Origin of the sequence: Streptomyces sp. SudanB182_2057, from assembly GCF_964272715.1 — a bacterium.
GTDB classification, from domain to species: domain Bacteria; phylum Actinomycetota; class Actinomycetes; order Streptomycetales; family Streptomycetaceae; genus Streptomyces; species Streptomyces rubradiris.
Map to the genome: position 1 here is coordinate 352,529 of NZ_OZ186798.1, position 22,006 is coordinate 374,534.

Consider the following 22,006-nt stretch of genomic DNA (forward strand, 5'->3'; position numbering starts at 1 on the left):
CGCGTCACCCGAGGGTCAGCAGCCCGGTGACGGCGACGTGCAGGGTACGGCCCAGCCGCTCGGCGAAGTCGACCCTGGTGTGGGCGAGTCCGGGGTCCCGCTGGGCCTCGGCGACGGCCGGTGAGGGATGGGCGAAGGGCCAGAGCCCGGCCGTGCAGACCACGGTCAGTGAGACCAGTTCGACGGCGGCCGCGGGGGTCAGCCCGGGGAGGTGGTGCCGTAGCAGGTCCGCCAGGTCGCCCAGCAGCCGGATGTGGACGAGTTTGAAGTCGCGCACCGACTCGGCGGAGATGTTCCGTTCGAGTTCGGGGCCCAGCGAGCTGAACAGGTCGCACAACAGGGTCCGCCGGGCCAGGGAACGGGCCAGGGCGTCCGTCAGCGCCTGGGACGGCACCGGTCCGGACGCCGGTCCCCCCGACGCGTCGGACGCGACGGCGGGCGCCAGTTCGGCGGGCAGTTCCTCGATCCACCGCGCGAGGTTCCGGTTGAGCAGTTCGAAGAAGACCGCTTCCCTGGTCTCGAAGTAGCGCACCACATTGGTCTTCGACAGGCCGACCCGTCGGCTGAGTTCCCGCAGGCTGATGTCGCTGACGGGCATTTCCGCCGCGAGCTGGGTGGCGGCGTCCAGGATGGCCCGCTTGCGGACCTCGCGCTGCTCGGCGCTGCGCGCCCGCTGGAATTCCGTCGGCCGGTGGTCTGTCATCGTCGCTTTCCTCAGGGAACGTGCCCGCGGCGCGCGCCCTGCGCCGCCTGCGGCAACCCTAAGCCCCGCCGGTGCGGGCACCGGCGGGACCCGGGAGGCCGGGTCAGGCGGCGGCGGATTCGCTGACCTCGCGCCACCGGGCGTCCTGGGCGGCGAGCCGCTCGGCCATGGCCTGGGCGACGGCGACGGCGTCTTTGCCCAGCAGCAGGCGCAGCGGCGGTTCCTCGGCCTCGGTGATGTCCAGCAGGATCCGGGAGATGCGCTCGGGGTCGCCGGGCTGCTTGCCGTCGGCGCTGCGGATGGCCGCTATGGCGCCGCCGACGACCGCCTCGTAGGGCGCGCTGACCGGCGGGGTCTCCATGGAGGAGCCCGCCCAGTCGGTGCGCATGCCGCCGGGTTCGGCGACGGTGACCTTGATGCCGAGCGGTGCGACTTCCTGGGCGAGGACCTCGGAGAAGCCGCCGACCGCCCACTTGGCCGCCTGGTAGGCACCCAGGCCCGGGACGCCGACGCGTCCGCCGACGGAGGAGATCTGGATGATGTGCCCCGAGCCCTGCTCGCGCAGGACCGGCAGGGCGGCGCGGGTGACGTTGACGACGCCGAAGAGGTTGGTGTCGATCTGGTCGCGGAAGGCCTGCTCGGACATGTCCTCGATGGCGGCCATGTCGGCGTAGCCCGCGTTGTTCACGACCACGTCCAGGCGGCCGAACGCCTCGACGGCGGCCCGTACCGCGTCCCGGGCCGCCGCGGCGTCGGTGACGTCCAGGGTGACCAGGCGCACGCGCTCGCCGTACGTCTCGACGAGGTCGCGGAGGGATTCGGTGCGGCGGGCGGTGGCGACCACGTTGTGGCCGACCCGCAGGACGGACTCGGCGAGGGTACGGCCCAATCCGCGGGAGCTTCCGGTGATCAGCCAGGTCTTGCTCATGGTGTGCCTCGGTTTCTGTCGAGGGCGTCCGCCGCGCCGAGCGGCTAAGAGGCCAGTGGACCTTTATACTTCGACATTAAGAGTCCACTGGCCTCTTGTCGAGCCGTGGAGTCCCGCCGTGACGAGCGCCACACCTGGCCGTGCAGCCGTAAAGGGGGAAGGTTCTTTCCCCGGCAGAAACATGTCTCTTCCGCCCGGGCGGGGGCTGGCGGACGGTGGAGGTGTGCCCGGCGGGCAGCCGCCCCCGTGGGCTCACCGCCCGGCACGGTCACCACCACCCCGTCGACCTCTTCGCAGGAGTGCGCCCCATGCCCAGGACCACCGTCGCCTACGACAGCGCCGGCATCCGCATCGCCGCCCACCTCTACACCCCCGGCACTCCGGCGCCGGGGCCGCGCCCGGCGCTGGTCGTCGGCCACCCCGGTACGGGCGTGAAGGAGCAGACGTCCGGCACGTACGCGCGGCTGATGGCCGAGCGCGGCTTCGTCACCCTGGCCTTCGACGCCGCCCACCAGGGCGAGTCCGGCGGTCTGCCCCGCGGACTGGAGGACCCGGCGCAGCGCGTGGAGGACTTCAAGGCCGCGGTGTCCTACCTGACCACCCGTGAGGAGGTCGACGCGGAGCGGATCGGTCTGCTCGGCATCTGCGCCTCCGGCGGCTACTCGCTGGCCGCGACCGGCACCGACCACCGGGTCGGGGCCGTGGCGACCGTGTGCACCGCCGACCCCTCCCGCCAGTTCCGCCTCGGCGCCGAGGGCGACCAGGACCCGGCCGTCTTCCAGGCCCTGCTGGCCGCCGCCGCCCGGGCCCGTACCGCCGCCGCCCGCGGCGAGGACCCCGGCGTGCTGACGATGTTCCCGGAGACGGCGGAGCAGGCGCGCGCGCTCGGCGGTGAGCACGGCGTCGCGGGCTTCGAGTACTACTGCACCTCGCGCGGCGGGCACGAGAGGTCCGCCAAGTTCCTGGCCTGGGAGAGCATCGACAGGCTGGCCCTCTACGACGCCTTCTTCGCGGTCCCGCTGATCGGCCCCCGCCCGATGCTCCAGATCGTCGGCGAGCGCGCCGTCACCGCCTGGATGGCTGTGGAGGCGCACCAACGGGCCACCGGACCGAAGGAGTTGTTCCGGATCCCGGGCGCCGGGCACGTCGACCTGTACGACAAGGAGGAGTACATCGGCCCCGCCGTCGAGAAGCTCGCCGACTTCTTCACCCCCGCCCTGGGCACCGCGGCCTGACCGGCGGCGGCGTCGGCCCGGCGCTCCCCGCCTTGCTTTAATGACCATGCCGGAACTGGGGGTGGGGATGGGCACGTCGGAGTTCGGCCGGCTGCTGCGGGAGGCGCGGCGGCGTGCGCTGCTGACCCTGGAGAGCCTGGCCGAGGTGTCCGGGGTGAGCGTCCGGGCGATCAGCGACATGGAACGGGGCCGGAGCCTGCCCCGCCAGGCCACGCTCGGCGAGCTGATGGACGCGCTGGGTCTGGACGAGGACGAGCGCCGCGGATTCGTGGATGCCTCAACGCGCCGCCCGGAGCGGATCCCACGGCAACTGCCGCCGGATCTCGCGACGTTTCGCGGCCGCGCGGAGGCCCTCGCGGCCGTCCACCGGATCGGCTCGCACGTCGCCGGGCCCGGAGCGCATGTCGTCATCTCCGCGATCGGCGGCATGGCCGGGGTCGGCAAGACGACACTGGCGGTGCACTGGGCCCACCAGGTGGCGGACCGGTTCCCGGACGGCCAGCTGTACGTGAACCTGCGCGGCTACGAGGAGTCGGGACGTCCCCTGGATCCCGCGGAGGCCCTCGCGGGGTTCCTCGGCGCGCTCGGTGTGCCCAGTTCCTCGGTCCCGCACGGCACCGAGGAGCGGGCGGCCCTGTTCCGGGAGCGCACGGCGTCCCGGCGGCTGATCGTCGTACTGGACAACGCGCGCGACGAGGAGCAGGTACGACCGCTGCTGCCGGGGTCGGCGGGGTGTCTGACCATCGTCACCTCACGCAGCCAACTGTCCGGCCTGGCCGTCGCCGAGGGCGCCACGCTGGTCGGTCTGGACGTGTGGACGCGTGCGGAGGCGCTGGCCGCGCTGGCCGCGAGGATCGGCGAGGAGCGGTGCCGGGCGGAGCCGGAGGCGGCGTCGGAACTGGTGGAGCTGTGCGGGTTCCTGCCGCTGGCCGTGGCCATCGTGGGTGCCCAGGTGAGCGCGTCGCCGCACGTTCCGCTGCGGTTGGCGGTGCGCGAACTGCGGGAGTCCCGGCCCCGGTTGGACGCCCTGTCCAGCGGTGACCGGCGGGTCGACGTCCGGGCCGTGTTCTCGTGGTCGTACCGGGCCCTGACACCGGCGGCCGGGCGGTTCTTCCGGCATCTGGCGCTGCATCCGGGACCGGCCGCGTCGGTGGAGGCCGCCGCATCGCTCGCGGGCACCTCGACGGCCGGGGCCCGGCGGCACCTTCGGGAGCTGGTGTCGGCGAACCTGCTGTCCCGGGACGCCGAGGGGCGGTACGTGCTGCACGACCTGGTGCGGGCCTACGGCGCCGAACTCGTCGAGGAGCAGCGGGACGACCGCTTCGCCGCCGAGTCACGCCTGCTGGACTACCTGCGCTGCAACGCCCATGTGGCCGGCCGGCTCCTGGGGCGGCCCGCCTTCCATTCGTCCGACCCGCCGGCCGAGGGTGTCGTGCGCGTCGCTCTCGGCACCCCGGAGGAGGCGCTGGACTGGTTCCGGCAGGAGGAGTCGACGGTCGCGGCGGCGCTGCGTGCCCTGGACGATCCCCGGCTGCTGCGGTTCCGCGTGACCCTCACGTCGGACTGGGTGAGTTACTACTCGGTCATGGGCCGCTGGACGGAGGAGATCGAGACCAAGCGCATCGGTCTGGAGGCCGCCCTGCTGCTGGACGAGCCGGCGGCCGTCGCCCGCAACCGCGCCGCACTCGCCCGCGCGCTGGCGGAGACGGGCCGACTGGACGAGGCCGACCAGCAGGTCGGCCTGCTGCGCGAGCTGCTGCCCCGGCTGGCTCCCGCGGAACGCGCGGCCGCCGAACGCAGCATCGGCTGGGTGCGCGGCCGTCAGAAACGCCACGCCGAGGCCCTGCACCACGCCCGCGAGGCGCTGGAGATCTTCCGCGCGGAGGGCGACACCGGGGCCGCGGCTCGCGAGATGAACGCCGTCGGCTGGTACCTCGCCCTGCTCGGCCGGTACGAGGAGACGATCGCCCTGTGCGAGGAGGCGGTCCCCTTGCTGCGGCGGCACGGCAACCTCCGTATCGAGGCCGCCGCCCGGGACACCATGGGCTACGCCCGACAGCACCTCGGCGAGCTCGATGCCGCGATGGCCGACTACCGGGAGTCCCTGCGTCTGTACGGGGAGGCCTTCGACGGGTACAACCAGGCCGAGGTGCTCGACCATCTCGCGACCGCGCAGCAGGAGTCGGGGGACCGGGCGGGGGCCCGGGAGAGCTGGCTGCGCGCGGCCGGCCTGCTGAGCGCGATCAACAGCCCGCGCGCGGCACGGATGCGGGCCAAGGCCGAAGCGCCGGACGCCGGCCCGGCGCACACCGGTCCCGCGCCGTCCGGGCAGACCTGAGCCGCCCCGCCCGGTAGCCACCGACCGCGAGCCTCCCAGGGCTATGGGCCCACGCCTGCGGGCCCGCGCACCGGCACCCCTGCGATGCCCTCCGCGACGCGGCGAACAGCACGCTCGGCGCCGCGCAAGCTGCATGTGAACCGCCTGGTTCCGCGTTCCCCGCTGCCGTGAGATGGAGGCAGGTACGGGACCGCTCCCCCGTACGGGTGGATCGTTGGCTCGGAAGGGGCTCGATGAACGCGCGGACCAGGCTCTCCTCTCTCGCCCCGGCGCCGGAGAGGCGGCGCGCCCTGACGCTCGTCACCCCGGTGGGCGGGACGCCAGGGAGCGGGTCGGTACTCGTCGGCCGGGATCCGGAGCTGCGGGCGCTGCGGGAGTTCCTGCGCGAGGGCGCGGCCGGTGGAGCGGCCCGGGTGCTGTGCGGGCCCGCCGGTACGGGCAAGTCGGCGCTGCTGGAGGCCACCGTCCAGGCGGCGGCAGCCACCGGCATGCGGGTGCTGCGCTGCGCCGGCACCCGGGACGGCGACCCGCCCGACCCGTCCGACCCGTCCGGCCTGCGCCGCCTCGTCTGGCCGGTCCTGGCGGGCCCCCGCAGGCCGTCCATCGCCGGACGGTCCGACGCCGTACGGCAGGTGCTGGCCGACGGCGGGCCCGGGCGTGGCGGGCGGTCCTGGCTGTCCTTCGCCGTCCTCGGCCTCCTGGAGTCGGTCAGCGACACGGGGCAGCCCCTCCTGATCGCCGTGGACGACTGGGACGCGCTGGACGAACCCAGCAGAGACGCGCTGGCGTTCGTCGCCCGGCGCGCCGAGGGCCGTCCGATGGCCGTACTGCTGGCCTCCCGCCCGCACCGCACCCCTACGTCCCCGCTCACCGGTCTTCCCGAGCTGCCACTCGGCCCGCTCTCCCCGCTACGGTCCGCCGAACTGCTGGCGGCGCGCCGCCCGGACCTGGACGCGCAGGCCGTGCGCGAACTGCTGGCGGACGCGGCCGGCAACCCTCTGGCGCTGCTGGAACTCCCGGCCCGGTCCGAGGAGCCGGTGCCCTGGACGCCCGCCTCCTCCGACCGGCTGGCCGCCGCCCTGGCCCCCGGCGTCCCGTTGCTGCCCCGCGCGACGCGTCACCTCCTGCTGGTCGCGGCGCTGCACCCGGCGGGGGACCTGCCCGTGCTGCTGGCGGCCGCGGCGCGGATCACGGGGGCGGAACCGTCCTTCGCGGCGCTGGAGCCCGCGGAGCAGGCGGGCCTCGTGGTGTCGGACGGCCCGCGGCTCCGCTTCGGCCATCCCGCGGCGGCGGGGGCGGTGGTCCACGGCACCGACCGGCGTGGCCTCCGCGCCGCGCACGCGGCGCTGGCGGCCGTGCTGCCCCCCGCTTCGGTCCGCGCGCTGTGGCACCGTTCGGAGGCGGCGGAGGGGTACGACCCGGTGCTGGCCGCCCGCCTGGAAGCGGTACACGGCCACGCGCTGGAGCAGGACGGGCCGCCGATGGCCGTCCGGTTGCTGCGCCGGGCGGCCGACCTGTACCCGGAGTCCGCCGACCGGGGCCGCTGCGCTCTCCGGGCCGCCCGGCTCGCTCACGGCCTCGGCCTGGAACGCACCGCCCGGACGCTGGCGCGGCGTGCCCTGCGCGAGCGCCTGAGCCCCCTCGGCACGCTCTGCGCCACGGCGCTCGCGGAGACCGGGGACGGACGCCGGCCGGTCGCCGACCCCTCGGTGTGGCCCGTACCGACGGGTGCCGCCGAGCAGGAGGACGCGCTGGAGCTGGTGCGGATCACGGCGGCCGGAATCGCGGGCGACGACCAGCGGTCCGGCGCGCTGCTGGCCTTCCTCGACGGGCTGCCGGACCGCTCGGCCGACCCCCGGCTGCTGCACGCCATGGCCACGGCCGACCCGGTCCGCCGGGCCGCGACCGTCCTCGCGGGCGTCGCCGCCGTCCGGTGCCTGCCCGGCCTGCCGGTGCGCGACCTCGAACGACTGGGCGAGGCCGCCCTGATGGCGGGTGATCCGCCGACGGCGCTGGACCTCTGCCGCCGGGCGGAGCGGGACCACCGCCTCCACGACCGGCCGGACCGGCTGCCCCCGGTACTGCTCCGGCAGGGACTGGCGCACCTGGCCCTGGGCGACCGGGGCCAGGGCGGCGACGCGTTCCGGCGGTGCGCGGAGCTGGCCGAGGCGTACGGCCACGCGCATCACACGGCGGCCGCCCGCCTGCTGGAGGACCTGGCGGGAGCGCTGCGCACCGGCGGCGCGGTCCGCCCGGGCAGCGCCCATGAGCTGGCGGCGGCCCGCCGCTCGGTGCGTTCGGTCGACGCGGTGCTCGCGGTCGGCACGGCCTGTGCCCTGGTGGAGGCGGGCGAGTCCGCTGCCGCCTGGCCGGCGCTGGCTTCCCTCCTCGCGGACCCGCGCACCCGCCCGACGGCCCTGTTCGCCCTGGTGCCCTTCGCGGAGGCCGCCGGGGCCGCGAACGCCTCCGGCGAGGCGCTCGCGGCACTGGACGGGCTCGAAGCGGAACTGGGATCGCGGTGCCCCCGGGTGGTCGCCGCCCGGTTCGCCGTGGCGCGCGCCGTGCTCGCGGACGACGAGGACACCCAGGCGCTGCCCGAGCGTGCCTTCGCCGAGGAGCTGTCCCGCTCGCCCGGCCTGGCGGCGGCGCTGCTGCTGGCCAGGGGCCGACGGCTGCGGCGGCGTCGGCAGGTCACCGAGGCCCGTGCCGCGCTGCGTCGGGCGGCGGCCGGCTTCGCCCTGCTGGGCGCCGCCGCGCGCGCCGCCCGGATCACCGCGGAGCTGCGGGCCTCCGGCGAACGGGCCGAGGGCGGCGCGCCCGGCACGCCCCGCCCGGACGCGGCCCGCGACCTGCTCTCGCCCCAGGAACTGCGGATCGCCGAACTCGCCGGGCAGGGGCTGTCCAACCGGGACATCGGCGAGCGGCTGGGCCTGTCGCCCCGGACCATCGGGGCGTATCTCTACCGTGTCTTCCCCCGGCTGGGTGTGACCTCGCGGGCGCAGCTCGCCGAGGTGCTGAGGGACCCGCACACGGCCTGACGCCGTCGGCCGGACCCGCGCCTCAGGCGGGGCCCAGCAGCGCGGCGAGCTGTGCGCGGGAGGAGACGCCCAGCTTGGGGAAGATCTGGTACAGGTGCGAGGCGACCGTACGGGGGGACAGGCGCAGTTGTTCCCCGATGGCCCGGTTGGTCAGGCCGTGGGCGGCCAGCCGGGCGATGGTGAGCTGCTGGGGCGACAGCACGCGGGTGAGGTCACCGCCGGGCGCGTCGCCGGTGGGGGTCCCGGCGGAGCCGCCCGCCGCGACGCGCCCCGTCGCCCGCAGTTCCAGGGCCGTCTGTTCCGCGCGGGACGAGGCGCCCAGGGTCCGGAAGACGGACTCGGCCGTGGCCAGCGGCGTGCGGGACTCGGTGACGCGCCGTCGGCGCCTGAGCCAGGCCCCGTAGCCGAACTCGGTCATGCCGTGCAGCAGCGGCCATGCCTCGATGCCGGGCCGCAGCGCGCGACGGTAGCGGGCCTCCGCCTCTCCCTCGGGGGCCAGGACCGCGTCGGCGTACGTCAGGATCCGCCGCAGCAGGGGGGCGCACCCCTTCCCCGTCAGGGACGCGACGTGGTCGACGACGGTCCTGGCGTCGGCCTGCTCCCCGGCGGGCGGCGCCGCCTCCGCCAGGAAGACGAGTCCCCAGAACTGCTCGAAGCCGTACGGCGTCGCCGGGTCGGCGAACAGGGAGCGCAGCCGCTCGTATGCCTCGGCGTAGCGGCCCGTGCCCGAGGCGGTGAGGGCGCGGGCCAGCACCGCCAGGCTCAGTTGCCGGTCGTGGCCGAGGCGCAGGGAGGACTCCTCGACCTCGGCGGCGTGCTCCAGGGACCGGTCGTGGTCGCCCCGCAGCGCCTCGACGATGCCCAGCATGCCGGTGGCCGTCGCCGCCCGGTCGGGCTGTCCCGTCCGGTCGGCGATCATCCGCGCCTCCTCGGCCGGTGCCCCGGCGGTGTGCCACTCGGCGCCGAGCCAGATCCGGCACATCGTGCGCGGTACGAGTACCAGCGGCAGTTGTCCGTACCGGCCCTCGGCACGCAGGGCCGCCTCGGTCTCTGCGAGGAGGGGCGCCGCCCGTTCGAAGTCGAGGGTGAGGGCGGCCGCCTGGGCCAGCAGGCTCCGGTGGTCGGCGTCGGACGTTCCCGGGGCGGGGTGCGGGGCCGCCGGTCCGGGCACCCGCAGCGGGTCGGTCAGCGCCGTCACGGTGAGGTACCAGGCGTCCCGGGGCCCGGCCCGCAACCCCTCGGCCGTCCGCAGGAGCAGCTGGCGGTCGGCGGGTCCGCACCGCTGCCACCGGCCCCGGCGGGCCGCCGCGAGCAGCAGTTTCCGCGCGAGGGCGGGATCTTGCGCGGCGACCGCGCGAGCCGCCTCGCACAGGTCGGCAACGTACTCCCGGCCGACCGCGCCGCTGGCCGGCAGCAGGTCGTGCACCCGCAGCAGCAGGGCACGGCCGAGCGTCCCCAGCCCGGTCGGGTCGATCCCGCGCACGTACCGCAGCGCCTGGTCCACCAGGCCACGCTCGCCGGCGAGTTCGGCGGCGCGCAGCAGCCGGGCGGCCCCGCGTTCCGGGTCCGGGGAGAGGTGGGCCGCGGCTTCCAGCGCGGCGAGCGCCGCGAGCACCGCACCACCGGGACAGGGGCCGGCCGCCAGTGACTCCAGTCGCCGCGCGAGTTCCTCGTCGGGCCCCGCGGCGCACCACGCGGCGTGCCAGGCGGCGTGCGCGGGACTGCCGATACTCCGCCCGAGCGCGGCGTGCGCGGCCATGCGCCGGGCGGCGGACTCCAGCCCCAGGACGGCCGCACGCACCAGGGGATCGGGGAACCGGAGGTGGCCGGCCCGTGCCCTGCCGACCCCGCCGGCGCCGACGGAACCGGCACCTCCGGCACCTGCCGCCCCGGTGGTCCCGTCGGCATCGGCGGGTCCGGACGACTCCACGACCAGCCCGCGGGCCATCACCTCGGCCAGCCCGTCGCGCGCCGCGTCGGCGCTGCCCAGGAGCAGGGCGCCGGCGGCCAGGACGTCCCGGGCGACCGGGGAGGCGCTCAGGGCCGCGGTGAGCAGTACGGTGCGGGCGGGCGCCGACAGGGCCTGCCGGTCCTCCGCGTACGCCTCGGCCAGCCGGGGCGTCGCGGGCGGCATGCCGAAGCACGCCGTGTCCCCGAGCGGTCCGCCGCCCAGGGAGAGTTCGGTCAGGGCGAGCGGGTTGCCCCGGGCCGCGTCGAGGACGAGCCGCTCCTCGGCGTACCCGGTGACGCGTCCGGCGCGGGCGACGAGTGCGCGGGCCTCGGGATCCGGCAGACCTCCGAGCGTCACCGTCGGCGGGTGCGGGCCGGGCCGGGCACCGGACCCGGTGCGCTCGGCGACGATCAGGCCCACCCGGGTCCCGCCGCACCGTCCGGCGAGCGCGCGCAGGGTGTCCCGGCTCGCGGGGTCGAGCCGGTCGAGGTCGTCCACGCACAGCAGGACCGGTTCCGGCATCGTGCCCAGCAGGCGCAGCACGGCCGCGGCCAGGTCGGCGGGGGCGGGCGTCGCCGGGCCGCCGCCGAACGCGGTGTCCAGCATGGCGCGTTCGTGGTCCGGCAGGCCGGTGACCCGGGGCAGAGCGGGCCGCAGGAGGTGGTGCAGCGCGGCGAGCGGCCATTCCCGCTCGGCGGGTGCCCACACCGTCGACAGCACTCGTACCCCCTGCTCGGCGGCGCGCGCCGCCGCGAAGCGCAGGACGGCGGTCTTGCCCGTGCCGGGGGTGCCGCTCAGGCGGAGGGCGTGCCCGCCGTTCCGGGGCAGGGCCGCCAGCAGTGCGGCCACCCGGTCCCGTTCCCGATGCCGACCGATGAGTCCGGCGGCCTCCGGCCCGCCGAGGCCCGGCCCGGTGACGTCCGAGCCGACGTGCGCGCTCATCGCGTGTGTTCCCCCGCTCCCCCGGTACGTCGCGGCCGTGCCCGTGGGCCGATCCGCGTCCGGCACATGTGCCGGACCACGACACACGTACTCATCTTCGCTCCGCCGCCGCGTAGAGCTCGCGGATGCTGACGTCGGCTCCGCACCGCAGGCGGCTGAACACCCAGTCGATCGGGTGGCATTGGCGGGCGTCGGGCAGTTCCACGATGAGCGGCGCGTTCGTGGGGTGCGTGTCCGGGGCGGGCCGCCAGGCTCCGCCGAGGTGGCGGGTCATGATCTCTCCGACGTAGCAGCCGAAGGCCACGAGGGACTCCTTCATGTCCTCGCTGGTCACACCTTCGGCCCGGAAGCCGTCGACGATGTCCTGCACCAGAGCGATGCTCTCTGGGCTGTAGTCCAGGCGCGCACCGCTGATGTCGGCCGCGGCCGCCACAATGGCGGCGGCGTGCCAGGGCGCGTTTCCCGGATCCAGCGGGGGGTTCGGATGCACCTGCATGTGGGTCCTCGGGCTGTTGCCGTCAATGCGTCGAGCCTAGCCGCACAAGGCCGGCCGGCACATGCCCCGGGAGCATTTCGACGGAAGCCCGGCCGTGCGCGGTCGATCGCCTCATGCCCCCGGCGGCCACGTCGTCAGGGTGATCGGCCGGAAAACACGTGTTTCCGCCTCCCCGCGCCGACCTGCCAGGTGAGAGACACGGTGTGCGTTTCCGGCCACAGGGCGCCGGCTTCCCACGGAGACACCTATGCTCCTCGGTGGCACGCCAGGAACACATGTCATGGAGCCGGCCGACCGGCCCTTCCCTCACGACTTCGAGGACGAACCGACGTGAACGACTTCCACCCCGGCCGTCGACGCCTGCTGAAGATGTTCGGACTGAGCGCCACCGCGACCACCGCGGCCATCCTCCAGGCCGACCCGGTGCTCGCCGCGACCCTCGGCCACGACGAGCGGACCGGGGTCGACCCCGCCACCTACCGCGCCCCCACGGGGCTGGCGAAGAACACCGCGGCCAAGCGGACCGCACTCGAGTGGATCACCGCCAACGAGGGCGCCGTCACCGGGCTGAGCGACCACGTGTGGCAGTACGCGGAGCTGTCGCTGCGCGAGTGGAAGTCCTCCCTCGCCCACGCCAGACTGCTCCAGGACAACGGCTTCACCGTCACCTGGGGCTCGGCCGGCTTCCCGACCGCCTTCGTCGCCACGTACGGCACCGAGGGCCCCGTCATCGGTTTCAACGCCGAGTACGACGCCCTGCCCGGCCTGTCGCAGAAGAAGGGCGTGGGCGTGCACGATCCGCTGGTCCACCACTACGACGCCTACGGCCCCACGTACGGCGCGGGCCACGGCGACGCCCACAACTGCCTCGGCGCGGGCGGCACCGCGGCCGCCATAGCCGTGGCGCGGGCGATCCGCGCCCACGGGCTGAAGGCCACGGTCAAGCTGTTCGGCAGCGCCGGCGAGGAACAGCTCGTCGGCAAGGCCTACGCGGTCAAGGAGGGCGTCTACGACGGTCTCGACGCCTTCCTCGACTGGCACCCGTTCAGCATCACGGTGCCGTTCTGGAACACCACCAGCGCGCTGATTTCGGCCACGTTCACCTTCCTCGGCGCCTCCGGTCACGGCGGCACCCCGCTCGGCAACAAGAGCGGCCTGGACGGTGCCCTGCTGATGGCGACGATGTCGGAGTACCTGCGGGAGAAGAACGTCGCCCCGTCCGGCCGGTTCCACTACGCCGTCATCAACGGCGGCGGCGCCCCGAACGTGACTCCGGACATGTGCTCCATCTGGTTCTTCGTCCGCGAGGGCAGCCCGGCACGCGCCCGGGTGCTCTACGACAAGATCGTGGAGTGCGCCAGGGCCGCCGCGCAGGCCAGCCAGACCCGCCTGGTGCACAAGTTCCACTCGGCGACGTGGAACCTGCTGGCCAACAAGGCCGGAGCGGAGCTGCTGAACGACAACATGCGGGAGATCGGCGCGCCCCGGTTCACCGACGCCGACCATGCCCTGGCCAGGAGCATCCAGAAGTCACTGGGCCGGCCGGAGACCGGCATGCCGACCTCGCTGACCCCGCTCGCTCCCCCGGCCGCCGCCTATACCGGCGGCCTGGCCACCGACACCGCCGACGTCAGCTGGCAGGCGCCGACCGCCGTCCTGCTGTCCGCGGCCTACCCGCCCGGCATCCCGAACCACAACTGGGGCGCGACCGCGACGGCGGCCACCAACATCGGCCACCAGGCGCTGCTGTCCGCCGCCCGCTATCTCGCGGCCGGCGCCATCGACCTGATCGAGCAGCCGGAGCGGCTGGACGCGATGAAGCAGGAGTTCGCCGAGCGTACCGACGGCGTCGGCTGGGCCTCGATGATCCCCGACGGGAGCCAGCCGCCGCTGTACGAGCCGCCGGCCGAGTTCCTGGAGGCGACCGGGCAGAACTGGCCGCCGAAGGGCGTGACCTGGCCGGTGCCCCCCGTGGTGGCGGCCGAACGACTGGGCACCACGGGCCCCGACCTGCCGCCCGTCACCTGAGAGGTGCCGTGCGAAGACACCCGGGAGGGCGTTGACTTACGTCAGGCCCCGGGACACGTCCGATGGGGTTTCGCCGACTGCCGCGCCAAGTACCGCCGCTCGACCGTCAAGTGACCGATGTGCGGCCCGGGCGCGCGGCGGACAGTGGGAGGCGCAGACTTCGTACCACTGAGGGGAACTCCTGTCATGCACCCTGATCAGTCACCGCTGCGGGCGCGGTCGGCGTCCCGGCACGTTCCGGCGCTGCTCCTGGACATCGACCAGATGCTCGACGAGTTCTCCCGTCAGGCCGTTCAGGCGGAGTTCCGGTTCGACCCGGACATGCCCGCGGTGATCACCGTCGAGTTCCTGGCGGAACGCGGACCCGGTGTGGTCTGGCGGATCGGCCGTGAGCTCCTGCACCGCGGACTGACGGAGATGAGCGGCTTCAGCGACGTGCGGATGTGGCCGACCCTGCCCGGTGAGCGGCCCTCGTCCTGGCTGCTCCTCGAAACACAGGAGCTGGAGGCGCTGTTCGAGCTGCCCACCGCGGAACTGGCGGAGTGGCTCGACGCCACCTACCGGATCGCCCCGGCCGGGACGGAGCTGGACGGTCTGGACTGGGACGGGTTCCTGCTGGGACTGACGGGCGGGCCGGGGGTGCCGGGCGAGTAGAGACGACCGTATCCGGGCCGAGAACGACTTGCCCCCTCGTACGTCACCTGTCAGAGTGGTGACGCGCAAGGGTTGTCTCGTCGGCCCGGTCAGCGGTCACCGGCACACGTGTGCCCCGGGCACCCGATGGCGACGCTTCGCTCAGGCCGCACTCGCGGCACACGAGGAGGAACGACGTGAAGAGCAGCAACCCGGTCTTCTCCCGCTGGGGCGCGGGCCGTGACAACACCCCCGCCGGCTACCCGCGGCATCCGGTGGGCGCCGCGGTCGGCGGTCACTCGGCCAACCCCTACGCCCCCGCGGCCGGCCCGGACGCGCGGACGGCCGCGGCCCCGTCCGCGATCACGATGGACGACGTCGTCGTCCGCACCGCGACGACGCTCGGCACCGCGGTGCTCACCGCGGTGCTGTCCTGGCTCCTGCTGCCCGTCGACGAGGCGAACATCGGCCGCTCCTACGGTCTCGCCGTGGGCGCCGCGCTCGTCGCCTTCGTCCTGTCGCTGGTCCAGGGCTTCCGGCGCACGCCGTCCCCGGCGCTGATCCTCGGCTACGCGGCGTTCGAGGGAGTCTTCCTCGGCGTCGTCTCCAGCGCCACCTCGACGTACCTCACACCGGGTGTCGTCACGCAGGGCGTGCTCGGCACCTTCGCGGTGTCCGCGGGCGTCCTGATCGCCTACCGGATGCGCTGGATCCGCGTCACGCGGCGGTTCGCCGGGTTCGTCACCGCGACCGCGACCGGCTTCCTCCTGCTGCTGGCCGCCGACCTGCTGTTCTCCGCCTTAGGCGCGGGCCACGGCCTGGGCTTCCACAGCGGCGGACTCGGCATCCTCTTCGGCGTGCTCGGCATCCTGCTCGGCGCGGCCTTCCTCGCCCTGGACTTCCGGCGGATCGAGGACGCCGTCGCCTACGGCGCCCCTCGCGAGGAGGCGTGGCTGGCCGCCTTCGGGCTCACCACCACCCTGGTGTGGATCTACCTGGAAGTGCTCCAGGTACTGACCATCTTCAACAGCGACGACTGAACCCCACCCCGCACCTCAGGGGCACGCGCCGCGCCGCGCGTGCCCCTGAGGCATGTCCGTGCGCGGGCCCGCGCGAACCCGTGCGAGGTCCGGCTCGTTCTCCCCACGACGACCCGACTCGCCGGACCGTCAGAACGGGAGAACCCCATGAGTTCCCACGAGCAGTGCCCGTACCAGGACGGCAGGGTGGTCATCGACCACGCCTTCAAGGCGGACTCCCCCGCCCGCTTCGCCCGGCTGCGGCGGCTCGGCCCCATCCACCCGGCCGAGTTCCACCTCGGCCTGAAGGGCTGGGTGGTCGTCGGCCACGACCTGGCCCGCGAGGCGCTGACCCATCCCGACCTGCTCAAGGACGCCGGCCCCGCCGCCGAGGCCCTGGCCGCCGCCGGATACGTCCTCCACCGGCCCTCGGTCGGCCTCGGCGCGCAGATGATGGAGGCGGACCCGCCCGAGCACACCCGGCTGCGCCGGCTCGCCTCCGCCGCCTTCACCCCCCGTCGTACGGCGGAGATGGGGCCGCGCATCGAGCAGATCGCCCACGGCCTGATCGACGCGATGCCGCCGTCGGGCGAACTCGACCTCGTCGAGGCCTTCAACGCCCCGCTGCCCGCCACGGTCATCGCCGAACTCCTCGGCATCCCGCACCGCCACCACCAGGAGTTCCGCCGCTGGGCGGGACAGGCGCTCCAGGTGGCCTCGCCCGAGCACCGCCCGGCCCTGGCCGCGCTGCACGCGCTGCTGGCCGAACTGGTCGCGGACAAACGCCGCCGCCCCGAGGACGATCTGCTGTCCGCCCTGGTCGCCGTGCGCGACGAGGAGGACGGCCGGCTCTCCGAGGAGGAACTGGTGGGCACGGCCCTGATGCTGGTCGTCGCGGGCCACGAGACCACGGTGAACCTGCTGGGCAACGCGGTGCTCGCCCTGCTGCGCCACCCCGGCCAGGCGGAACTGCTGCGCGCGCGGCCCGAGCTGATGCCGGGCGCGGTGGAGGAGTTCCTGCGTCACGACCCTCCCGTCGAACGCTCCACGAGCCGCTACGCCGCGCGCGACCTCGAACTGGGCGGAGTGGCGATCCCCCGGGGCGCCATGGTCGTCGTGGCTCTCGGCTCCGCCGGGCACGACGCCCCGCAGCCGGGCGGCGGCGACCCGGCCGTGCTGGACGTGACCCGGCCGGGCGCCCGCCATCTGGCCTTCGGGCACGGCATCCACTACTGCCTCGGTGCCCCGCTGGCCCGTCTGGAGGCGACGATCGCCCTGCGCACCCTGCTCGCCCGGATCCCGGAACTGGAACTCGCCGTCCCGGCGGACGCGTTGCGGTGGATCGGCTCCGGGATCGTGCGCGGCGTGCTGTCCCTCCCGGTGCGCTACCGCGTGGGCTGACGACGACCGTCGTACGACAACACCGTCCCGGCCCGCGCCACGGGGGCGAGCCGGGACGGTGCGGAACGGGACGGTGCGGGAGGGTACGGGAGGGTGCGGAAACGGTACGGCGTCAGGCCGCCGGCCCGGTCAGCGCCGGGAGGGGAGGACGCAGCGGAAGCTGGTGGCCAGGGAGGGGTCGCCGTGGCCCTGGTAGCGGGACACCGCGGGGTAGGCGCACAGGTCGCGTTCGAGCCGCTTGCCCTCGGCGTTGACGAGCGTGGCGGGCAGGGTCCTGGGCGCCTTGCCGTGCTCGACCCAGGCGGTCAGGGCGGCGAGGCCGTCGGCCGAGCCGTCCTGGCCGTCGAGGCCGCAGTGGTCGGTGCCCGGGGCGAGGAAGAGACGGTAGAAGTCGTCGACCTTCTTGGCGCCGCCCAGGTACCGTACGACGCGCCGGTGGTAGTCCACGGTGCCCTGCGGCGGGATGTACTCGTCGGCCTGGCCCTGCCAGGTCAGGAGCTTGCCGCCGGACTCACGGAAGGCCGAGAGGTCCGGGTCGTCGGTGTCCATGACGGGGCCGAACTCGGCCACGGCCTGGTGGAACAGCTCGGTGAACCGGCGGTAGGTGAGGGTCGAGACGTCGAAGGACGGATCCTTCTCCACCCAGCTCGCCGCCCAGTGGGCGGGCACCTGGAACGGTACGCCCTTGAGGTTGCCGTCGGCGTCGGGCGCGGTGCCCGCGAGGCCCTTCAGGTCGGCCACGACCGGGACACCGGACCACAGCTTCCTGCCGGCGGCGGTCCGCGGGCCGTCCCAGATCTTGCGGACGACGGCCGCGTCGGCGGCGGTGACGGTCAGCTCCCTGCCTTCGCACAGCACCTTGGTGCCGATCAGCCGGCGCGGGTCGAAGTCGCAGCGGGAGGCGTCGTTGACGAGGCCGTCCCTCGCGCCGTCGAGCGTGTCGCACGCCTTGACGGCGGCCGCGGTGAAGGCGTTCAGCTCGCAGCCGGTCACATAGGTCTTCTCGTTGTTCATGACGACCTGCGGCCACAGGGTGGCGAGTATGTAGCGGTCCCAGTTGACGGCGGGCGCGTCGGCGAGAATGCCGTCGTAGTCGTCGGGATAACGCTGGGCCTCCATGTAACCCTGGCGTCCGCCGGTGGAGCAGCCGGTGAAGTAGGAGTACGCGGCTGCCCTGCCGTAGACCGCGTCGACGACCTCCTTGCCGACGACCGCCGCCTCGTGCTGGGAGCGGGAGGCGAAGTTCTCCAGCAGCGCGGTGTTGACCCGGCCCTGGCCGTTCAGGGCCCAGCCGACGTCGAGGACATCGCCCACGCCCGCGTCGGTGGTGGTCGCGGCGTAGCCGTTCTTGACGGCGGTGGCCAGGCCGGTGCCGTTGTCCCCGGCCGCGAAGGCAGTGCCGCCGAGCGCCTGGAGGCGACCGTTCCAGCCGGTGACGGGGAGCCAGGTCCGGATTCCGGCGTGGTCGCCGTCGCCCGGGTGGGTGAGGGTGACCGTCACCTCGCAGTAGGCGGGTACGCCGGTGACGGTGCCGCCCAGGATGCCGCCGCCGTGGACGGTGCCGCCCTCCCGGCGGACCGCGGTCACGGACTCGACGCGGGTGCCGGGCGGGGCCTTCACCGGGGTCGTCGTGCAGCCGGGCGGGGTGGACGCGGGGGTCCGGGGTTCGGCGGACGCGGTCGGCAGGTACACCGCCGCGGCCAGCGGCACACCGGCCGCGAGAACGGTCAGAAGTCGTCTCATAAGTTTTCCCATCCGAGAAAAAGGCATGTGCCAGGCGGCGACAGCACACACGTGTGCGCGGCACATGAGCAGAAGATCCAAGCAGGACGCTATCACCGGTTGAAACGGTGACGAAGGGAAATTCAGCCGCAGGGGACGCGTCAGGCCGTGCCTCCGGGCCTGCCCGGCTCGTCGGTCGCGGCATCCAGCCCTTCCTCCTTGAGCCACCTGGGGTGGTGGGACTCCGCCCAGGAACGGCTGACGTAGCCGGTGCGCATGCCGAGTCGCGCCTCGGGATCCCCGAGGGCCCGGCGCGTGTGCCCGATCAGGACGAAGGTGATCGCCCAGGCCAGGAGGTCGTGGACGAAGATGGCGCTGGTGCGGGAGATCAGGGGAAGCAGTCCGGTGAACCACATCAGCAGGCCGGTGGACATCATCGTCAGCACGGCGCCGGCGATCCAGCCCGCGTAGAGCTTCTGGCCCGCGTTGAACTTCCCGGCCGGGCGCGCCCCGGCCGCCGTGCGGCGCCTGCGGACGGCCCGCAGCCACTGACGGTCGTAGACCGCGAAACGGTTCAGCCTGCGCAGGTCCGCGCGGAACTCGGCGGAGAGCAGCCCGAGCAGGAAGGGCAGCGGCAGGGAGATGCCGGACCACTCGTGGACGGTGACCATCAGATGGCGCCGGCCGACGAGCAGGGCCAGCGGCCCGAAGTACAGGCAGGCGGCGGAGACCAGGCACAGGAGCATCAGGCAGCCGGTGGCCCGGTGGACCAGGCGCTCCGCGGTGGTGAAGCGGCGGACCCGGCCCGCGGCGTCAGGCCGCTTCGGCGTGCCGGTCCTCGCCGTCGAGCCAGCCGTCGACGGCATAGCCGCGCTCCTCCCAGTAGCCGGGAACGACCTTGTCGGTGACCGAGATGCCGGACAGCCACTTGGCCGACTTGTAGAAGTACATGGGTGCCACGTAGAGGCGGACCGGTCCGCCGTGGGCGTGGGTGATGGGCTTGTCCTGCATGGTCAGCGCGACCAGGACGTCCGGGCGGCGGGCCTGCTCCAGGGTGAGGCTCTCGGTGTAGGCGCCGTCGAAGCAGGTGAAGCGGACCGCGGTACCCGAGGAGCGGACGCCCGCGGCGTCGAGGAGGTCCGCGAGCCTGATCCCCGCGAAGGGCGTCCGGTCCACCCGCCATCCGTCCGTGCACAGCACGTCGTGGACGATCCGGGTCTGCGGCATCGCGCGCAGGTCGCCGAGGGTGTAGGTCTTCGGCCGGTCCACCAGGCCGTCGATCCGCAGTTCGTAGTCGGTCGCGTCCTTGTGCGGCACCGAGCCGACGACGCTGTAGTACCGGAAGCCGCCCGGGTTGGGCAGCAGGCCGGTCAGACCCGTGACGTCCACCTGGGAGGCGGAGGCCAGGAATCCCTCCCAGCCGCGCTGGAGATACGGCGCGGTGGCGAGCCCCGCGGCGCCCGCGCCGAGCATGCCGAGCATCGCCCGCCGCCCGGCTGGCGTGCCCTCGGCCCTCCGGTTCGGCTTTCCTGCCATCGTCAGTGCGCTCCTTCGCTCACACGTGTGAGCAGTGCCCGGATCGAGCACCGTCACCGGTTCAATTGGTGACGACCATGACATGGGGTACTCGACGTGTCAACAAGAGGGCGCACAGGGCATCGAGCGCCCGTACACGTGTGAGTGGCGGACACCGGCCGAATGCGGGAGCGGAACCTGCTACGCTTGTCGGCGACCTGGACCGTGTGAACGAGGAGTCGCAGACGTGGTGGGTGAAGACGACATCTCCGGGTGAGATCCGGATCTGACGGCCACCGGCCGGCGCACAGGAGCGCCGTCGCCGACGTGGCCCGTCTCGTCGTACCCCTTTCCCCGTATCTGCCCAGGGCAGAGGTCTCTTTTCTGCCCTCCGTGCCTTCGAGGTCCCTTCATGTCTCACGCCGCCATCGTCTGCTCCGGCCTCTCCTTCGCCTGGCCCGACGACACCCCCGTCTTCCACGACCTGTCCTTCACCGTGACCACCGGCCGTACCGGACTGGTCGCCCCCAACGGTTCCGGCAAGAGCACCCTGCTCAAGCTGATCGCCGGTGAACTCAAGCCGGCCGGCGGCTCGGTGTCGGTCGGCGGCACGCTGGGCTACCTCCCGCAGAGCCTCCCCCTGACCGGTGACCTCACCGTCGCCGAGGTGCTCGGCGTCGCCGCGGTGATCCGCGCCCTGGACGCCGTCGAGTCCGGCGACGTCAGCGAGGAGCACTTCGCCACCATCGGCGACGACTGGGACATCGAGGAGCGCACCCGCGCACAGCTGGACCGGCTGGGCCTCGCCGGCCTCGCCCTGGACCGCAGTCTGAGCACCCTCAGCGGCGGCCAGGTCGTCTCCCTCGGGCTGGCCGCCCAGCTGCTCAAGCGCCCGGACGTCCTCCTGCTGGACGAGCCGACCAACAACCTCGACGCCGAGGCCCGCCACAAGCTCTACGACGTCCTCTCGGACTTCACCGGCTGCCTGCTGCTGGTCAGCCACGACCGCGCCCTGCTCGACCGCATGGAACGCATCGCCGAACTCGGCAGCGGCGAACTGCGCTTCTACGGCGGCAACTTCACCGAGTACGAGGAGGCGGTCCGCGCCGAGCAGGAGGTCGCGGAGAAGAACGTCCGCAACGCCGAGCAGGAACTCAAGCGCGAGAAGCGGGAGATGCAGCAGGCCCGCGAACGCGCCGAGCGCCGGATGAGCAATGCCTCCAAGAACCTCAAGAACGCCGGCCTGCCCAAGATCTTCGCCGGCAACATGAAGCGCGGCGCGCAGGAAGCAGCCGGCAAGTCCGGCCAGTTGCACGCCTCCCGTGTCAGCGAGGCCAGGGCCCGCCTCGACGAGGCCGGACGCGCGCTGCGCGACGAGCAGCGCCTCACCCTGGAACTGCCCGACACCAACGTGCCGGCCGGCCGCAACCTCTTCCTCGGCGAGGACATGCAGGTCCACCACGCCGGCCGCGCCGTCTTCGCCGACGGCGGCGTCGACCTGACCGTCCGCGGCCCCGAGCGCATCGCGCTCACCGGGCCCAACGGCTCCGGCAAGACCACCCTGCTGCGGCTGATCACCGGGGACCTCGCCCCCGACAGCGGGGAGATCAAGCGCAACGACGGCCGGATCGCCTATCTCTCGCAGCGCCTGGACCTGCTCGACCTGGACCGCACCGTGGCGGAGAACTTCGCCGCGTTCGCCCCCGAGCGGCCCGAGGCGGAGCGGATGAACCTGCTCGCCCGCTTCCTCTTCCGCGGCGCCCGCGCCCACCTGCCCGTCGGTGTCCTCTCCGGCGGCGAACGGCTGCGCGCCACCCTGGCCTGCGTCCTGTGCGCCGAGCCCGCTCCCCACCTGCTCCTGCTCGACGAACCGACCAACAACCTGGACCTGGTCAGCGCGGGCCAGCTGGAGAGCGCGCTCAACTCCTACCAGGGCGCCTTCCTGGTGGTCAGCCACGACGAGCGGTTCCTCGCCGAGATCGGCGTGAACCGCTGGCTGCGGCTGGCCGACGGCGTGCTGACGGAGACGGGAGCCCCCGTGGAGTGAACCCCGGCGT

General features: G+C 74.0%; 15 protein-coding genes. 8 read left to right on the forward strand and 7 right to left on the reverse strand.

The window, feature by feature from the left end; genetic code table 11:
* Positions 1 to 4 precede the first annotated feature (4 nt).
* Both ACSURM_RS01265 and ACSURM_RS01270 read right to left on the reverse strand, forming a co-directional pair.
* Positions 5 to 703 (reverse strand): TetR family transcriptional regulator, encoded by a 699-nt coding sequence (locus ACSURM_RS01265; protein ID WP_436952573.1) that lies wholly within the window; start codon positions 701 to 703, stop codon positions 5 to 7.
* A gap of 103 nt (positions 704 to 806) precedes the next feature.
* Positions 807 to 1,631: an oxidoreductase gene (locus ACSURM_RS01270; protein WP_436952575.1), complete on the reverse strand. Its 825-nt coding sequence runs from the start codon at positions 1,629 to 1,631 to the stop codon at positions 807 to 809.
* A gap of 308 nt (positions 1,632 to 1,939) precedes the next feature.
* On the opposite strand from ACSURM_RS01270, the gene ACSURM_RS01275 reads away from it, so the two are divergent.
* The 3 genes from ACSURM_RS01275 to ACSURM_RS01285 all read left to right on the forward strand — a co-directional run bounded on the left by ACSURM_RS01275 (position 1,940) and on the right by ACSURM_RS01285 (position 8,242).
* Positions 1,940 to 2,866, forward strand: coding sequence for an alpha/beta hydrolase (locus ACSURM_RS01275; RefSeq protein WP_436952577.1), 927 nt, complete (start codon positions 1,940 to 1,942; stop codon positions 2,864 to 2,866).
* Between the two features lie 40 nt (positions 2,867 to 2,906).
* Positions 2,907 to 5,204 (forward strand): ATP-binding protein, encoded by a 2,298-nt coding sequence (locus ACSURM_RS01280; RefSeq protein ID WP_436952579.1) that lies wholly within the window; start codon positions 2,907 to 2,909, stop codon positions 5,202 to 5,204.
* Positions 5,205 to 5,437: 233 nt separating this feature from the next.
* Entirely contained in the window at positions 5,438 to 8,242 is a 2,805-nt protein-coding gene (locus ACSURM_RS01285; RefSeq protein ID WP_436952581.1) for an AAA family ATPase, read from the forward strand.
* Between the two features lie 22 nt (positions 8,243 to 8,264).
* On the opposite strand, the gene ACSURM_RS01290 is transcribed toward ACSURM_RS01285, so the two are convergent.
* Together ACSURM_RS01290 and ACSURM_RS01295 are read right to left on the reverse strand one after the other, a co-directional pair.
* Positions 8,265 to 11,135 carry an AAA family ATPase gene (locus tag ACSURM_RS01290; RefSeq protein ID WP_436952583.1) on the reverse strand — a complete coding sequence of 957 codons (2,871 nt, stop codon included), beginning with the start codon at positions 11,133 to 11,135 and terminating at the stop codon, positions 8,265 to 8,267.
* Positions 11,136 to 11,226: 91 nt separating this feature from the next.
* On the reverse strand, positions 11,227 to 11,631 hold the full coding sequence (locus ACSURM_RS01295) for a hypothetical protein (RefSeq protein WP_436952585.1): 405 nt from the start codon (positions 11,629 to 11,631) through the stop codon (positions 11,227 to 11,229).
* 330 nt (positions 11,632 to 11,961) lie between these two features.
* Here ACSURM_RS01295 and ACSURM_RS01300 point away from each other — a divergent pair, with 330 nt between their 5' ends.
* From ACSURM_RS01300 to ACSURM_RS01315, 4 genes are all read left to right on the forward strand, one after another.
* Entirely contained in the window at positions 11,962 to 13,659 is a 1,698-nt protein-coding gene (locus ACSURM_RS01300) for an amidohydrolase (protein ID WP_436952587.1), read from the forward strand.
* Between the two features lie 186 nt (positions 13,660 to 13,845).
* Positions 13,846 to 14,313 carry an SsgA family sporulation/cell division regulator gene (locus ACSURM_RS01305; protein WP_436952589.1) on the forward strand — a complete coding sequence of 156 codons (468 nt, stop codon included), beginning with the start codon at positions 13,846 to 13,848 and terminating at the stop codon, positions 14,311 to 14,313.
* Between the two features lie 176 nt (positions 14,314 to 14,489).
* Positions 14,490 to 15,332, forward strand: a complete 843-nt coding sequence (locus ACSURM_RS01310) for a Bax inhibitor-1/YccA family protein (RefSeq protein WP_436952591.1) — start codon at positions 14,490 to 14,492, stop codon at positions 15,330 to 15,332.
* Positions 15,333 to 15,479: 147 nt separating this feature from the next.
* Entirely contained in the window at positions 15,480 to 16,712 is a 1,233-nt protein-coding gene (locus ACSURM_RS01315) for a cytochrome P450 family protein (RefSeq protein WP_436952593.1), read from the forward strand.
* 129 nt (positions 16,713 to 16,841) lie between these two features.
* Here ACSURM_RS01315 and ACSURM_RS01320 read toward each other — a convergent pair whose 3' ends face one another.
* The 3 genes from ACSURM_RS01320 to ACSURM_RS01330 form a co-directional block, all read right to left on the reverse strand.
* Positions 16,842 to 18,455, reverse strand: a complete 1,614-nt coding sequence (locus ACSURM_RS01320; protein WP_436952595.1) for a DUF6351 family protein — start codon at positions 18,453 to 18,455, stop codon at positions 16,842 to 16,844.
* A gap of 140 nt (positions 18,456 to 18,595) precedes the next feature.
* Complete coding sequence (locus ACSURM_RS01325; RefSeq protein ID WP_436952597.1) at positions 18,596 to 19,300, reverse strand: cytochrome b/b6 domain-containing protein; 705 nt, start codon at positions 19,298 to 19,300, stop codon at positions 18,596 to 18,598.
* Complete coding sequence (locus ACSURM_RS01330) at positions 19,248 to 19,916, reverse strand: molybdopterin-dependent oxidoreductase (protein ID WP_436960873.1); 669 nt, start codon at positions 19,914 to 19,916, stop codon at positions 19,248 to 19,250. Before ACSURM_RS01330 ends, ACSURM_RS01325 begins: the two co-directional genes overlap by 53 nt.
* A 445-nt stretch (positions 19,917 to 20,361) precedes the next feature.
* Here ACSURM_RS01330 and abc-f point away from each other — a divergent pair, with 445 nt between their 5' ends.
* A complete protein-coding gene (gene abc-f / locus ACSURM_RS01335) occupies positions 20,362 to 21,996 on the forward strand; it encodes a ribosomal protection-like ABC-F family protein (protein WP_436952599.1) in 1,635 nt (544 codons plus the stop codon).
* The last annotated feature ends 10 nt before the right edge of the window (positions 21,997 to 22,006 follow it).